Raw genomic sequence first — 15,555 nt, 5'->3', positions numbered from 1 at the left:
TAGAGGCGAGTACGCTGAATGGCGAAAGAAGACGTAATTGAAATGCAAGGTACCATCCTGGATACATTGCCAAATACCATGTTCAAAGTTGAACTGGAGAATGGTCATGTGGTTATCGCTCACATTTCCGGTAAGATGCGCAAGAATTACATCCGCATCCTGACAGGCGATAAAGTTACCGTTGAATTAACGCCTTATGATTTAAGCAAAGGCCGTATCGTATTCCGTCAGCGTTAAATCAGCTTTAGTAACAAAAAACCCGGTAATTACCGGGTTTTTTGTTTGTTTGCTGAAAATACTGACCTAATCCATTAATGCCAGATCCTGCTCCGTCTCATAGTCAAAAATCAACGTATCATTTTTCAGGCTGACTTTAACATCACCACCGTGCAGTAAGCGACCAAATAGAATTTCATTGGCCAGCGGTTTTTTCAGATGTTCCTGAATAACCCGCGCCATAGGCCTTGCACCCATTGCCTGGTCATAACCCTTATCAGCCAGCCATTGTCTGGCATCTGCGGTTAATTCCATTGATACCTGTTTCTTATCTAACTGCACCTGTAAATCACAAACAAACTTATCAACAATTTGCAGAATAATATCCTCAGCCAGGTGTTTAAACCAGATAATACCATCCAGCCGGTTGCGGAATTCAGGGCTGAAAGTGCGGTTTATCTCACTTAACGCATCGTGGCTGTGATCCTGCTGTTTAAAGCCAATCGATTTACGCACCGTTTCCTGCACCCCGGCATTGGTGGTCATCACCAGCACTACATTCCTGAAATCCACCTTACGGCCATTGTTGTCTGTCAGGGTGCCGTGGTCCATGACCTGCAACAAAATGTTGTAGACATCACTGTGGGCTTTTTCAATCTCATCCAGTAGCACTACTGAATATGGGTGTTTAGACACAGCGTCAGTGAGTAACCCACCCTGCTCAAAACCAACATAGCCTGGCGGTGCGCCTATCAGCCGGCTGACAGCATGCCGTTCCATATATTCCGACATATCAAAGCGCAATAATTCGACACCCATAACTTTGGCCAGCTGTTTGGTTACTTCAGTTTTCCCTACCCCGGTCGGGCCGGCAAACAAAAAGTTACCAATCGGCTTTTCTTCATTACCCAGGCCAGAGCGTGACAAGCGGATGGCCGCGGTTAGCACCTCTATCGGTTCATCCTGACCAAACACTACCAGTTTAAGATTGCGATCCAGATTTGCCAGCACGTCTTTATCGGAGGCCGATACTGATTTTTCCGGGATCCGGGCCATTTTGGCGATAACATGTTCTATCTCAGCAACATTAATCACTTTTTTCCGCTTGGATGCCGGCAGCAGCCGCTGGCTGGCACCCGCTTCATCAATAACGTCTATTGCCTTATCCGGTAAATGCCGCTCATTAATATATTTGGCCGATAACTCAGCTGCGGCCCGAATAGCTTTCTGGGTATAACGCACATTGTGATGCTGCTCGTAACGCTCTTTTAAACCCATCAGTATCCGGGTGGTATCTTCCACGCTTGGCTCAGTAACATCAATTTTCTGAAAACGCCTTACCAGAGCGGTGTCCTTTTCAAAAATACTCTTAAATTCCTGATAAGTAGTCGACCCCATGCAACGTAAGCGGCCACTCGACAGTAACGGTTTAATCAGGTTGGAGGCATCCATCACGCCGCCAGATGCGGCACCAGCGCCTATTACCGTGTGAATTTCGTCGATAAATAAAATGGAATCTTTCTCTTTTTCCAGCTCTTTTAACAACGATTTTAAGCGCTTCTCAAAGTCACCACGATATTTGGTGCCTGCAAGTAAGGCGCCCATATCAAGCGCATAAATGGTGGCATTGGCTATCACTTCAGGCACTTGCTGCTGTACGATGCGATACGCCAGGCCTTCGGCGATGGCTGTTTTACCTACCCCGGCTTCACCTACCAGTAACGGGTTGTTTTTCTTACGCCGGCACAATACCTGCACCGCCCGCTCCACTTCCCGGTCCCGGCCAATTAACGGATCAATATGACCATTTTTAGCCTGCACATTTAAATTGCTGGTAAAGTTCTCCAGGTATTTACTTTCTTCCGCTATGGTATCGCTCAGCTCTTCCTGCGGACTGTCATCTGTCTGTTCGAGTTTTTCGGTTTTAGTAACACCATGGGAAATAAAATTAACCACGTCTAGCCGGGTAATATCGATTTTTTTCAGCAGGTAAACGGCCTGAGACTCCTGCTCACTGAAAATAGCGACCAGCACATTTGCACCGGTAACTTCAGATTTTCCTGACGATTGCACATGAAATACCGCTCGCTGCAGTACCCGCTGAAAGCCCAGCGTTGGCTGGGTGTCACGTTCAGCGTCACCGTCAGGTAACAGCGGTGTGGTCGAATCAATAAAACTGGCCAGCTCCAGCCGCAGTTTTTCAATATTGGCGCCGCATGATTTTAAAGCATCACCTGCCGCAGGATTATCCAGCAATGCCAGCAGTAAATGTTCAACCGTCATATATTCATGCCGGCGTTCACGCGCAAACCGGAACGCTAAGTTCAGCGTCAGTTCCAGATCTTTATTTAACATAGCTCACTCCCAATACCCCTGAGAACCACTTCCAGACCATGCCAAGACATACCTAAGCGCGCTCCATTGTGCACAAAAGCGGGTGCTGATGCTCTTTTGCATATTGCTGCACCTGCTGTACTTTAGTTTCTGCAATTTCAGCAGTAAAAATTCCACATACTGCACTGCCCTCGTAATGTACCTTCAACATTATTTCACTGGCTTTTTCATACTGCATATTAAAAAAACGGGTGAGTACATCGATCACAAAGTCCATAGGAGTGTAGTCGTCGTTGTGTAAAATAACCTTATACATTGGTGGTGGAGTTACCTTTTGTCGGGTTAACTCTGCCAGGTCATCGTGTTTTGTATCTAAATTTTGCTTACCGCTCATAAACTATAGCCATGCCTGCGCCAACCAGCAAAGACGCTTTATTAAAAATTAGTAAAAAATTCGCACTATTTTTGCAAATAGCTTGACTGTTTGCTTAAATTATCTACATTAGATGTTGGGGCTGGATATGTCCCCTTCAAGTACACTCTAGAATACAGAATATAGCTAACTTAGAGAAGGAAGTAAGTAGTATGGCTACCGGTAAAGTAAAATGGTTCAATAATGCCAAGGGATTTGGGTTTATTCGTGAAGATGGCCGTGATGAAGATATCTTCGCGCATTATTCTACCATTAGCATGGATGGCTACCGCACGCTAAAAGCAGGCCAGGATGTGGTGTTCGATCTATCTGAAGGCCCGAAAGGGCTGCATGCTGTTAATATTAAGCTCCCCGGCGAAGAATAACTTTTCCATCGTTGTACCGACCTGGCATCGGCAAGTACTAATAAAAAAGCAGGCATTACGCCTGCTTTTTTTATTTAGCGACCAATTAAGCCCGTTTACAACGCCTGTAAGGTGCTGTTCAACGTGCTGCTTGGACGCATCGCGTCACTGACCAGCTTATCATCTGGCCGGTAATAACCGCCAATCTGAACTGGCTTACCCTGCACACCATTCAGCTCAGATAAGATTTGCTGCTCATTAGCCAGCAAAGCCTCTGCCAGCGATTTAAAGCGTGCCGCCAGCACTGTATCAGTAGTTTGTTTTGCCAGCTCCTGTGCCCAGTACAGCGCTAAATAGAAATGGCTGCCACGGTTATCCAACTCTCCCGCTTTTCGCCGCGGCGATTTATCATTGTCGAGGAAAGTTGCAGTGGCTTTATCCAGGCTGTCAGCCAGCACTTTAGCAGCACTGTTACCGGTAACCTGAGATAAATGCTCCAGCGATGCAGCTAATGCCAGGAATTCGCCCAGTGAATCCCAGCGTAAGTGGTTTTCCTCAACAAATTGCTCAACGTGTTTAGGTGCTGAACCACCGGCACCGGTTTCAAATAAACCGCCACCATTCATTAATGGCACCACAGACAACATCTTAGCGCTGGTACCCAGCTCTAAAATCGGGAATAAATCTGTCAGGTAATCGCGTAGAACGTTACCGGTTACTGAAATAGTATCCAGGCCTTGCTTAATCCGGGCCAGAGTATGGCGGGTCGCTTCTACCGGGGCCATGATTTGAAGATCCAGACCGCTGGTATCGTGATCTTTTAAATATTGTTCAACTTTTTTGATCAGCTGGGCGTCATGCGCCCGCTCGCTATCCAGCCAGAACACTGCAGGTGTGCCACTTAACCGCGAACGGTTTACCGCAAGTTTTACCCAGTCACGGATGGGGGCATCTTTAACCTGGCACATCCGCCAGATATCGCCCTCTTCAACCTGATGACTGAACAGAACATCGCCCTGGCTGTTAAGCACTTTAACGGTGCCTTTAGCAGCGATTTCAAAGGTTTTGTCATGCGAGCCATATTCTTCTGCTTTTTGTGCCATCAGACCAACGTTAGGTACTGAGCCCATGGTACGTGGGTCAAATGCACCATTTTCTTTACAGAAATTAATGGTTTCCTGATACACACCGGCGTAACAACGATCGGGAATTACTGCTTTGGTATCTTTTAACTGGCCATCCGGGCCCCACATCTGGCCGGAGCTGCGGATCATCGCCGGCATAGATGCATCGATGATCACGTCACTTGGCACGTGTAAGTTAGTGATACCTTTATCTGAATTTACCATTGCCATTGCTGGCTTTTCAGTATAGAGCGCAGCGATAGCGTCTTTAATTTCCTGCTGCTTTGCTCCGGGTAAGCTGGTAATTTTGGCATAGACATCACCCAGGCCATTGCTGACATCAACGCCAGCTGCGGCAAACTCAGCAGCATATTTGCTGAAAATTTCCTGATAAAACACCTTAACCGCATGGCCAAACATGATTGGGTCAGACACTTTCATCATAGTGGCTTTTAAATGCAGCGAGAACAGGACATCTTTCGCTTTAGCATCGGCAATTTCAGCAGCATAAAACTCACGCAGCGCTTTGGCGCTCATGGTGGCGGCATCAATAACTTCATCTGCCAGCACGGCTACCTTATCTTTTAATACACTAACCGCACCATCAGCCTGATGCAGCTCAATCCGCAGCGTATCGGCTGCCTGCAGCGTAGTAGATTGTTCTGAACCATAAAAATCGCCGCTGCTCATATGGGCAACATGGGAAGCAGAGCTTGCCTGCCAGGCCCCCATACTATGAGGATTTTTCTTCGCATATTGCTTAACTGACGCCGGAGCCCGCCGATCAGAATTACCCTCACGCAGTACCGGGTTTACCGCACTGCCTTTAATTTTGTCGTAGCGGCCTTTAACATCACGCTCTTGCTCGTTTTTTGGCTCAGCAGGATACTCTGGCAACCCATAGCCCTGGCTTTGCAATTCTTTGATAGCCGCTTTCAGCTGCGGTACTGACGCACTGATATTTGGCAGCTTAATAATATTGGCTTCAGGCGTTTTGGCCATTTCACCTAATTCTGCCAGGGCATCATTAATCCGTTGCTCTGGCTTTAAAAACTCCGGAAAGCTGGCGATAATGCGGCCTGACAATGAAATGTCCCGGGTTTCAACTGCAATGCCTGCGGCTGAAGAGAATGCCTGGATAAAAGGCAGCAGAGAATGAGTTGCCAGCGCGGGCGCTTCATCAGTGATGGTGTAAATGATTGTTGCACTTTCTTTCGACATGTTAGTTCCTGTATTGTAATCGCGGAATGTCCACGGAAGCCCGCGGTCCCTATGGGAAGTGCCGCGCTAACACTGTAAAACTCAGATTATTGTTTAAAACGCAGCAAAAACAACGGTGATTAGTATATCAGCATCAAACTGATTAAAACAGGCGCAGCATTGCCAGCCGCGTCGCTGACATCGCGCAACGCTAAGAGACTCATAGGAAATAGCTTTGAAACAGCCAACGCCTTATCGCCACAGGCAACATAAGCCAATTAACGGAAAAAACAATAGGACCAAGGTCGACACTCCATTATTGGTATTGTTCAATAAACCTTACGATGTGTTGAGTCAGTTTACTGATAACAGCACACCAGCACGCGCTACTCTCGCTGACTTTATCCCGTTAAAAGAGGTGTATCCTGCTGGTAGACTCGACCGCGACAGCGAAGGCTTGCTGTTACTAACCAATTGTGGTCAGACTCAGCACCAGTTAAGTGACCCTAAACATAAAGCGCCTAAAACCTATTGGGTGCAGGTTGAAGGAGAGATCACCGAGCAGGCTTTGGCACAACTTCGAGCTGGCGTTGTGCTTAAAGATGGTCCTACACTGCCTGCCGTTGCCGAACGTATTATGCCCCCACCATTATGGCCCCGTGATCCACCGGTACGTTATCGGGCAAATATTCCTACCAGTTGGATAAGTCTGACTATAACTGAAGGCCGTAACCGTCAGGTAAGACGAATGACTGCAGCAGTCGGTTTTGCCACCTTGCGTCTGGTACGTAGCCAGATCGGCGCATGGCATCTGAACACGCTGCAACCCGGAGAGTTTCAGGTAGTAAATTTATGAACAGAACACAACTACATTTAACCGTTGCAGCGGTCCTGTACTATCAAAATAAATTTTTACTGGTCGAAGAGATAGATAAAGTAACGGGTTGCCGTGTGCTTAATCAGCCTGCTGGACATATGGAAGCCGACGAAGATTTACTTAGCGCAGTAAGCCGCGAATTGTATGAAGAAACCGGACTGTCACTGGACGCCGACAGCTGGTTAGGCATTTCGCAGCTACACACCGACGGGCTTAATTTTGTACGAATTAACTTTGTATTTGAACCTCGCGAATTACCAACGCATTATAAACCTCAAGACTCAGACATACTGGCACTGCACTGGTTAACAGCTAACGAGCTTAACCGCCATGCACTGCCGGTTCGCAGTGCCCTGGTAACTGATGCAATAAAGAGCTATCTGTCCGGGTTGAAAATGCCACTAAAACTGATTCAGAGCCCGCGATAACAATTTTTTACCCGGCAAATTGGTGCTATACTCCGCGCCTTATTTTTTGTAAGAGCCATGTGGTGTAATGTCAGATAACAGCAGCAAAAAAGTCATCGTCGGCATGTCCGGCGGCGTAGATTCTTCAGTGTCAGCCTATTTATTAATCCAACAGGGTTATCAGGTTGAAGGCCTGTTTATGAAAAACTGGGAAGAAGACGACAATGACGAATATTGCGCTGCCGCTGAAGATATGCACGATGCTCAGCAGGTTTGCGATAAACTGGGCATTGTCCTGCACAAGGTAAACTTTGCCGCTGAGTACTGGGACAACGTATTTGAATATTTTCTTGCTGAATACCGGGCAGGCCGCACCCCAAACCCGGATATCATGTGTAATAAAGAAATAAAATTTAAAGCGTTTCTCGAGTTTGCTGCCGAAGCTCTGGGTGCAGATTATATCGCGACCGGCCATTATGTCCGCCGCCGGCTGCACAACGGCCACTGGCAGTTACTGCGTGGTTTAGATAACAATAAAGATCAAAGCTATTTTTTGTATACGCTGGGCGAAGAGCACGTTGGCCAGACTTTGTTTCCAATAGGCGAACTGGAAAAACCAGCGGTGCGGGCTATAGCCGAGCAGCAAGGTTTAGTAACCCACGATAAAAAAGACTCTACCGGTATCTGTTTTATTGGCGAGCGTAAATTCAAAGATTTTTTGCAGCAATATCTGCCTGCCCAACCCGGTGATATCGTCAGCATTGACGATCAACAGATACTGGGCCGCCACGATGGCCTGATGTATCATACTCTTGGCCAGCGTAAAGGTTTAAAAATCGGCGGCCTGCGTGATGGTAGCGATGACCCCTGGTATGTCGTCGGTAAAGACTTACAGCAAAACCGGCTGCTGGTTGCGCAGGGTCATGATCACCCGGCGTTACTGGCCACGGGTCTTGTTGCCAGTCAGTTAGACTGGGTCGACCGCAAGGGGCCGTTAAGCACATTGCGTTGTACTGTCAAAACCCGCTACCGGCAAACCGATATCAGCTGTACCCTGACCCCACTGGCTGACGGCCAGGTAAACGTTGTATTCGACCAGCCCCAAAAAGCTGTTACCCCGGGTCAGTCAGCGGTATTTTATCTTGATGACGTCTGCTTAGGCGGCGGTATTATCGACAAGGCCATTAAATAATTATGCAAACGTCTTTATCTACTCAAATTATTGGTCTGGCCGGTTTAAGCCAGGCTATCAGTTTACTGCAAAGCCTGGCCCGGCATAACAAACTGGACCAAGAGCTTTATCAAACCACCCTGGCCAGCATTACTAACCTGAATCCAGACTCGCCGCTAGCGGTATATGGTGATGATCTGAACCTGATCCGCAGCGGTTTGCAGAGTGTTATTAGCCAGCTTGGTGATAGCAGCAACAGGGATGTGGAGTTTACCCGTTATCTGGTAGGCGTGCTGGCACTGGAGCGTAAACTAAATAAAAACCAGGCCAATATGGCTGAGCTTGGCAAACAACTAGGTCAGCTGGAGCGTCAGCTACAGCACTTTGCCGTTACTGACGACACCATCGTTGGCCGTTTTGCTGATATCTACAGTGATTGCATCAGTAGCCTCGGCAGCCGCATTCAGGTATACGGTCAACCTGATCTGCTGCAACAAACCGCAATACAACAAAAAGTCCGGGCGTTGCTGCTGGCAGCGGTTCGGGCGGCCGTACTGTGGCGCCAGGCTGGCGGTAGCCGGCTGAATTTCATTTTTCAACGTCGTAAACTTGTTGCTGCTGCCAGACATATGCTGGCACAAACCACACCTTAAACTTCAGGAGTTTTCATGGAACTTAATGCCCTTACCACCATATCCCCGGTTGACGGCCGCTATGGTAGCAAGACGGTTGAGCTACGCCCGTATTTCAGTGAGTTTGGTCTGATAAAATACCGGGTTACTGTTGAAGTACGCTGGTTGCAACAGTTAGCCGCCAATGCTGCCATTACCGAAGTACCGGCACTGTCTGAGCAAGCCAATACATTGCTCAATAACATTGTCGACAATTTTAGCCTGGCCGATGCGCAGCGGGTAAAAGACATTGAGCGCACCACTAACCACGACGTAAAAGCAGTAGAGTACCTGCTAAAAGAAAAAGTGGCCGGCAACAGTGAGCTGAACGCCATCAGTGAATTTATTCACTTTGCCTGCACCTCGGAAGACATTAACAACCTGTCGCATGGCTTAATGTTAAGCCAGGCCCGCAGCGACGTGTTACTGCCGCAATGCGATGCCCTGCTTGCCGCTATTAAACAGCTGGCATACGAACATAAAACCGTGGCAATGATGGCACGAACCCATGGCCAGCCAGCTTCACCTACTACAATGGGAAAAGAAATGGCCAACGTTTACGCCCGTTTAAAACGGCAGCGTGATCAGATCGCCTCCGTGGAAATTATGGGTAAAATCAACGGCGCAGTAGGTAACTACAATGCTCATTTATCAGCGTACCCAACGCTTGACTGGCACCAGTTTGCCGAGCAGTTTGTCAGCAGTCTCGGTTTAAGCTTTAACCCCTACACCACTCAGATTGAACCGCACGATTACATTGCCGAGCTGTTCGATGCCGTAGCGCGTTTTAATACCATCCTGCTCGATTTTGACCGGGATATCTGGGGTTATATTGCACTTGGCCATTTTAAACAGAAAACGGTAGCCGGTGAAATTGGCTCGTCCACCATGCCGCATAAAGTCAACCCGATAGATTTTGAGAACTCAGAAGGTAACCTGGGTATTGCCAATGCCTTGTTTAACCATTTATCGGCGAAATTACCTGTTTCACGCTGGCAGCGCGACTTAACCGACTCTACCGTATTACGTAACCTGGGCATGGGTTTTGGTTATACCTTAATTGCTTATCAGGCAACGCTGAAAGGGATCAGCAAGCTGGAAGTGAATGCACCTGCCCTGCTGGCCGAATTAGATGCTAACTGGGAGCTACTGGCCGAGCCTGTGCAAACGGTAATGCGCAAGTACGGCATCGAAAAGCCGTATGAAAAACTGAAAGAGCTAACCCGCGGCAAACGGATTAACCAGGCTGATTTAGCCCGCTTTATAGATACTTTAGCACTACCTGAAGCGGTAAAAGCTGAGTTAAAACGCTTAACGCCGGCCAATTACATTGGCGATGCGATTGCCCTGGTAGATAAACTGGCGGATTAGCCCTATGTATGCACTTAATTTTGCCGACCTGACCCCGGCACGGTTTTTAGCTGAGTTCTGGCAAAAAAAACCGCTATTACTAAAACAAGGCTTTAAGCAGTTTAGTGACCCGCTGTCGCCTGATGAGCTGGCCGGCCTGGCACTGGAAGAAGAAGTCGAATCACGGGTAGTACAATGTGCCAACGGTGACTGGCAGCTTGAAACCGGCCCAATTACCGATTTCAGCCGCTTTGGCGAGCGCGACTGGACAATTTTAGTCCAGGCCGTTGATCACTGGCATGCTGAGGCAGCTCAGCTGCTTGAGCCCTTCCGCTTTATTCCAAACTGGCGGATAGATGATTTAATGGTCAGCTTTTCTACCCCGGGCGGCGGCGTAGGCCCACATCTGGATCAGTATGATGTATTCATTATCCAGGGCCAGGGCAAGCGGCATTGGCGGGTAGGCATGCCTGACAGTACGCTGCAACAATTCTGCCCGCATCCAAGGTTATTACAGGTTAGTCCTTTTCAGGCCTGTATTGATGTGGTAATGGAGCCAGGCGATATATTGTATATTCCACCAGGCTGCCCGCACGAAGGTATTTCGCTTGAGAACAGTTTAAACTATTCAGTCGGCTTCCGGGCTCCAGCCCAGAAAGACTTACTGACCGGGCTGGCCGATTACCTGATTGACAACGACATTAGCGGCCAGCGCTTTACCGATCCAGAGCGGCCGGTATGCCAGAATATTGGTGAACTGGGCAGCGCTGATTTAGCTCAGGTAAAGCAATTACTGCAACAATTGGTGAGTGACGAGCAAAGCTTGCCGTTATGGTTTGGCCAATACATTAGCAGGGCCAAGCATGAGTTAGACTTGCAGGAGCCAGACCCACATTATCAGGCTGATGAAATTGCTGAATATCTGGAAGAAGGCTCGGTGCTGACCCTGACCGGCGGCTTACGCTGTTGTTATCATCAGGCTGATGTCAATGCTGATATTGCGTTGTTTATTAACGGCGAGCAATACCTGCTGCCAGGCAATGAGCTTGCCACCGCTAAGCTTTTAACCGAACAGCGCCAACTTGATGAACAGCAATGCCGCCATTTTCTGGAGGTGCCTGAGCGCCTCGGCTTATTAGTTCATCTGATTAATCTTGGATACTGGCATTTTTCAGAGTAAGTTCTGAGTTGAACCGGCCAGCTGTAATCTGTGGCGGACGCAAATAAAAAACCGCAGCAACTGCGGTTTTTTTATTAACTGTATGCGCTTCGTTACAGATTAACGCTTGGTCGGCGCCTGCCACAAGGAGTCGTCTTCAAACAATTCGTATAATCCCTGCGCGCGGGCAACCAGCAAATTGGCAAAGTCCTGCTGGGTTTTATCAATTGATTCACTGTTAACAATATGCTCTGCTTTTAACTGCCAGTTTAGTGAGAACGAGCGCATTGCATCACGAGCCGTGGCTGCGGCAGAAAATGGCATATGGTCAGTAGGTAAATCACCACTGATCACCCAGTACGACTTATTATCTCTGGTGTTAAGTTTCCAAACCGCCACCAGTGGTGGTAAATAACAACTTTCCGTTACCGCGACATTATCGGGGATAATTCCTTTGCCAGCCAGATACTGATTCGCCTGCTGATACTGTTTTCTTACCCACTCTGCCCGCTGTTGTTCAGTAGCGGCTTGTTGTTCTTGCTGTTGTACCTGAGTTAACTGCTCACTCATTTTTTACGCTTCCAATTATAATTATCTGTCAGATCCCGGTACTTTAAGGGAGTCTGATCTGACAATCAAGCTGCGGTGTTAATTGTCGACAATTTACTTGTCTTACCAGCTATTATTTTTGGCGAAACATAGCGTAACTCAGGTTGAAATGTTACATTCCGCGGCGCAAAAAAGTGACGTAGTGTCACGCATTAACAGCCAGATTAAACCCGAGGGAGAATCAGAAGTGGCAGTATTTAATCATCCTGAATTCGACAACCATGAACAAGTCGTGTTTTGCAGTGACCAGGAAACCGGTTTACGGGCAATTATTGCCGTCCATAGCACCCGTTTGGGGCCGGCCGTAGGTGGCTGTCGCTTGTGGAACTACGCCACTGATGAAGCAGCCATTGACGATGTATTACGCTTATCCCGCGGTATGACATACAAAAATGCCATGGCGGGTCTGCCGTTAGGTGGCGGTAAATCGGTAATAATCGGTGATGCCAAAACCATTAAATCTGAAGCATTATTCCGGGCATTTGGTCGGATGCTGCATCGGCTGGGTGGCAGTTATTACAGCGCCGAAGACGTTAATATTACCACTGGCGACATTATGCAGGTAAACAAAGAAACACCTTTTGTGGCCGGTTTAGAGGGGAAAAGTGGTAATCCGGGGCCTTTTACCGCGCTGGGAACTTATCAGGGTATTAAAGCTGCCGCTATGCATAAATTTGGTTCGGCTGATTTAGCCGGCAAAACGGTAGCGGTACAGGGCCTTGGCAGTGTTGGCTTTTATTTGTGTGAGCATTTGCATAAAGAAGGCGCCAAACTTATCGTTACTGATATTAATCAGACTGCGGTTGAGCGGGCAGTTAATCAGTTTGGTGCAACGGCTGTCGGCCTGCACGGCATTTATGAAGTTGACTCAGATATTTACGCCCCCTGTGCGCTCGGTGCAACCCTGAACGATGAAACCATTAGCCTGTTAAAAGCCAAAGTAGTGGCTGGCTGCGCCAATAACCAGTTAAAACAAGCGCGCCATGGTGAAATGCTGCGCCAGCGCGGTATTTTATATGCACCGGATTACGTGATTAACGCCGGCGGTATTATTAACGTTGCCTGTGAAATGCGACCACAGGGCTACAATGAAGCGGAGTCAACGGCTAAGGTTAACCAGATTTATCACACCCTGCTGAATATTTTCCAGCGCGCCGATGCAGAAGGCAAACCTACCAGCGACATCGCTGATGTGATGGCTCAGGAAATTATCAGTCGCGGCCAGCAATAAGTTAACTGTTGCCGTTACCTTGCCGCCGTTACCATAAGGTATGGCTATAAAAAAACCGGAGCAATTTACTCCGGTTTTTTTGATGCTTAAGCCCTATTAATATCAGGCCGCATTTTGCTTGTTAATAGTCATTGCTGACAGCACCCCGGGCTTAAAGCTATCAACCGAAATTGATTTAAAGCGTAACCGGTTCATTTCTGTTAACTGCGCGGCTTCAGCCTCAGTGATAACCTGCTGCACCAATGCCTGCGTTATGGTCTCTGCCAGCGGCAGTTTACGGCCAAGTTTGCCGTCACGCTGTGCCTGGTAAATTTTCTTCATTACCGGTTGCGCTTTGTGCATGGCAACAAACGCTGACTCCATCAGGCCGGTGGCATCATCTTCACCCTGACCAATGAAACAGAGGTGGGTTAACCGGTCGCGGATAACTCCCGGCTTAGCCAGCGCGGTGCAAATAGCAATAGCGATATCATCATCCGGCATTTTGTAGCCGATGCCAAACGGGAACACCAGAGTGCGAATAACCCGCGCGACAATCCGGTTTGGGAAGTTCGCCAGAAAACCATCCAGGGCCTTGCCAATTTCAAACAATGAGCGCTGTACACTGTAATGAACAAAGGGTAAATCAGCATGCTGACGACCATTATCTTCATAAAATTTCAACACTGCCGAGGCAATATACAAGTGGCTTAACACATCACCCAACCGGGCAGATAACATTTCTTTGCGTTTTAAATCACCACCTAACATCAGCATCGACACATCGGCACTGAGCGCCAACGCCCGGCTCATCCGGCTTAGCTGCTTATAATAACGAGCTGTTTCACCGGCAACCGGTGCGCTGTTAAAGGCGCCCGCTGTTAAGCCCTGCCACAATGCTGCAAAGGTATTGCCGATAGCAAAACCGACATGGCTTAGCAGCAGTTTATCAAACTGTTTCAGGCCTTCGTCTGCATCAGGGTTAGCTGCTGCTTCAAGTTCTGCCAGCACGTACGGATGGCAACGGGTAGCGCCCTGACCAAAAATCATCAGGTTGCGGGTCAGAATATTTGCGCCCTCTACCGTTATTGAAATTGGGATCCCCATATAGCCGTGAGCCAGATAGTTCATCGGCCCACACTGAATGGCTCGCCCCGCATGGATATCAAAGGCATCATTTAATAAGGTGCGCGACATTTCTGTCATATGATATTTGGCAATGGCAGTTACCACAGAAGGGCTCAGTTTTAAATCAATAGCACCGGCAGTCATCACCCGCATCGCTTCCAGGGTGTAGGTAAAAGCGCCTATCCGGGCCATGCCTTCCTGTACGCCCTCAAACTTACCAATAGACATACCAAACTGCTGACGGACATAACCATAGGCACTGGTCATCCGCGTTGCTAAGTGGCCGGTAGCCGTTGCCAGCGCTGGCAACGATATGCCACGGCCGGCTGATAAACACTCTACCAGCATCCGCCAGCCCCGACCGGCATAATCCGGACCACCAATAATCCAGTCAATCGGGATAAACACGTCTTTACCGTAGGTAGTGCCGTTCATAAAAGCCATATTCATCGGAAAATGACGATCGCCTATTTCCACCCCTTTATGGCTGGTCGGAATAAGCGCACAGGTAATTCCCAGCTCTGCTTTATCACCTAATAACTTTTCAGGATCGAATAGTTTAAACGCCAGCCCCAATACAGTGGCAACCGGTGCCAGGGTAATGTAACGCTTATCCCAGTTAAGTTTGATGCCCAGTACTTCCTTACCTTCAAATTCACCTTTGCAAATAACCCCGGTATCCGGGATGCCGCCGGCATCAGAGCCTGCTTCCGGGCCGGTCAGAGCAAAACAAGGCACATCTGTGCCATTAGCCAGGCTTGGTAACCAGAAATCTTTCTGCTCCTGAGTGCCATAGTGCATTAATAACTCACCCGGGCCTAATGAGTTAGGCACCATTACAGTTACTGCCGCAGTTAAACTGCGGCTGGCAATTCTGGAAACTATGGTAGAGTTGGCAATCGCAGAAAACTCACGGCCGCCATAAGCTTTGGGAATAATCATCGCAAAAAAACCTTCGCGCTTAATGTAATCCCATACTTCTTTTGGTAAATCGCGGTCTTCCTGGACAATTTTATAATCATCCAGCATGGCGAGCAGGGTTTCTACTTGGTTATCCATAAAAGCCTGCTCGTCTGCAGACAGCTCCGCTTTAGGAATACTGTGCAGTTTTTGCCAGTCAGGTTTACCCTTAAACAACTCACCATCCCACCAGACATCACCCGCTTCCATAGCCTCGCGCTCGGTGTCAGATAGCGGCGGTAAGATCTTTTTAAATACCGCAAATACCGGTTTACTAATCAGGCTACGCCGGATATCGGTAACCCCGAGTATCACTACCACAGCCAAAACCAAAATTAACAATATTTCCATAACGGTTTCCT

At 48.2% G+C, this 15,555-nt stretch carries 14 protein-coding genes; 9 read left to right on the top strand and 5 right to left on the bottom strand.

Translation table 11 applies throughout. From position 1 onward, the window contains the following. Positions 1-18: 18 nt before the first annotated feature. On the top strand, positions 19-237 hold the full coding sequence (gene infA / locus H141_RS0112355) for a translation initiation factor IF-1 (protein ID WP_019676586.1): 219 nt from the start codon (positions 19-21) through the stop codon (positions 235-237). 66 nt (positions 238-303) lie between these two features. On the opposite strand, the gene clpA is transcribed toward infA, so the two are convergent. Continuing rightward, positions 304-2,571, bottom strand: coding sequence for an ATP-dependent Clp protease ATP-binding subunit ClpA (gene clpA, locus H141_RS0112350; protein WP_019676585.1), 2,268 nt, complete (start codon positions 2,569-2,571; stop codon positions 304-306). 52 nt (positions 2,572-2,623) lie between these two features. Further along, a complete protein-coding gene (gene clpS / locus H141_RS0112345) occupies positions 2,624-2,944 on the bottom strand; it encodes an ATP-dependent Clp protease adapter ClpS (protein ID WP_019676584.1) in 321 nt (106 codons plus the stop codon). Between the two features lie 191 nt (positions 2,945-3,135). Here clpS and cspD point away from each other — a divergent pair, with 191 nt between their 5' ends. Further along, positions 3,136-3,348: a cold shock domain-containing protein CspD gene (gene cspD, locus H141_RS0112340; RefSeq protein ID WP_019676583.1), complete on the top strand. Its 213-nt coding sequence runs from the start codon at positions 3,136-3,138 to the stop codon at positions 3,346-3,348. Between the two features lie 95 nt (positions 3,349-3,443). On the opposite strand, the gene H141_RS0112335 is transcribed toward cspD, so the two are convergent. After that, a complete protein-coding gene (locus tag H141_RS0112335) occupies positions 3,444-5,672 on the bottom strand; it encodes an NADP-dependent isocitrate dehydrogenase (protein ID WP_019676582.1) in 2,229 nt (742 codons plus the stop codon). A 298-nt stretch (positions 5,673-5,970) separates the two neighbouring features. Between H141_RS0112335 and H141_RS0112325 the strand changes: the two genes are divergently transcribed. The 6 genes from H141_RS0112325 to H141_RS0112300 all read left to right on the top strand — a co-directional run bounded on the left by H141_RS0112325 (position 5,971) and on the right by H141_RS0112300 (position 11,307). Continuing rightward, positions 5,971-6,507 carry a pseudouridine synthase gene (locus H141_RS0112325; protein WP_019676581.1) on the top strand — a complete coding sequence of 179 codons (537 nt, stop codon included), beginning with the start codon at positions 5,971-5,973 and terminating at the stop codon, positions 6,505-6,507. Beyond that, positions 6,504-6,956, top strand: a complete 453-nt coding sequence (locus H141_RS0112320) for an NUDIX domain-containing protein (RefSeq protein ID WP_019676580.1) — start codon at positions 6,504-6,506, stop codon at positions 6,954-6,956. The genes H141_RS0112325 and H141_RS0112320 overlap by 4 nt, the downstream gene beginning before the upstream one ends. 67 nt (positions 6,957-7,023) lie before the next feature. After that, positions 7,024-8,127, top strand: coding sequence for a tRNA 2-thiouridine(34) synthase MnmA (gene mnmA / locus H141_RS0112315; protein ID WP_019676579.1), 1,104 nt, complete (start codon positions 7,024-7,026; stop codon positions 8,125-8,127). A gap of 2 nt (positions 8,128-8,129) precedes the next feature. Then, positions 8,130-8,759 (top strand): high frequency lysogenization protein HflD, encoded by a 630-nt coding sequence (hflD, locus tag H141_RS0112310; protein ID WP_019676578.1) that lies wholly within the window; start codon positions 8,130-8,132, stop codon positions 8,757-8,759. Positions 8,760-8,774: 15 nt separating this feature from the next. Further along, positions 8,775-10,148 carry an adenylosuccinate lyase gene (purB, locus tag H141_RS0112305; RefSeq protein ID WP_019676577.1) on the top strand — a complete coding sequence of 458 codons (1,374 nt, stop codon included), beginning with the start codon at positions 8,775-8,777 and terminating at the stop codon, positions 10,146-10,148. A 4-nt stretch (positions 10,149-10,152) separates the two neighbouring features. Then, entirely contained in the window at positions 10,153-11,307 is a 1,155-nt protein-coding gene (locus tag H141_RS0112300; RefSeq protein WP_019676576.1) for a ribosomal protein uL16 3-hydroxylase, read from the top strand. A gap of 99 nt (positions 11,308-11,406) precedes the next feature. Here H141_RS0112300 and H141_RS0112290 read toward each other — a convergent pair whose 3' ends face one another. Continuing rightward, complete coding sequence (locus H141_RS0112290) at positions 11,407-11,856, bottom strand: DUF4826 family protein (protein ID WP_019676575.1); 450 nt, start codon at positions 11,854-11,856, stop codon at positions 11,407-11,409. Positions 11,857-12,004: 148 nt separating this feature from the next. Here H141_RS0112290 and H141_RS0112285 point away from each other — a divergent pair, with 148 nt between their 5' ends. Further along, positions 12,005-13,126, top strand: coding sequence for a Leu/Phe/Val dehydrogenase (locus H141_RS0112285; RefSeq protein WP_276202889.1), 1,122 nt, complete (start codon positions 12,005-12,007; stop codon positions 13,124-13,126). 102 nt (positions 13,127-13,228) lie between these two features. On the opposite strand, the gene H141_RS0112280 is transcribed toward H141_RS0112285, so the two are convergent. Further along, the gene (locus H141_RS0112280; protein ID WP_019676573.1) at positions 13,229-15,544 is read right to left on the bottom strand and encodes an acyl-CoA dehydrogenase; all 2,316 of its coding nucleotides are present in this window, start codon (positions 15,542-15,544) and stop codon (positions 13,229-13,231) included. Positions 15,545-15,555: the final 11 nt, after the last annotated feature.

It is taken from the genome of Arsukibacterium perlucidum DSM 18276 (assembly GCF_000382165.1).
Lineage (GTDB): Bacteria > Pseudomonadota > Gammaproteobacteria > Enterobacterales > Alteromonadaceae > Alishewanella > Alishewanella perlucidum.
This window is presented reverse-complemented; position numbering and strand designations above follow the sequence as displayed.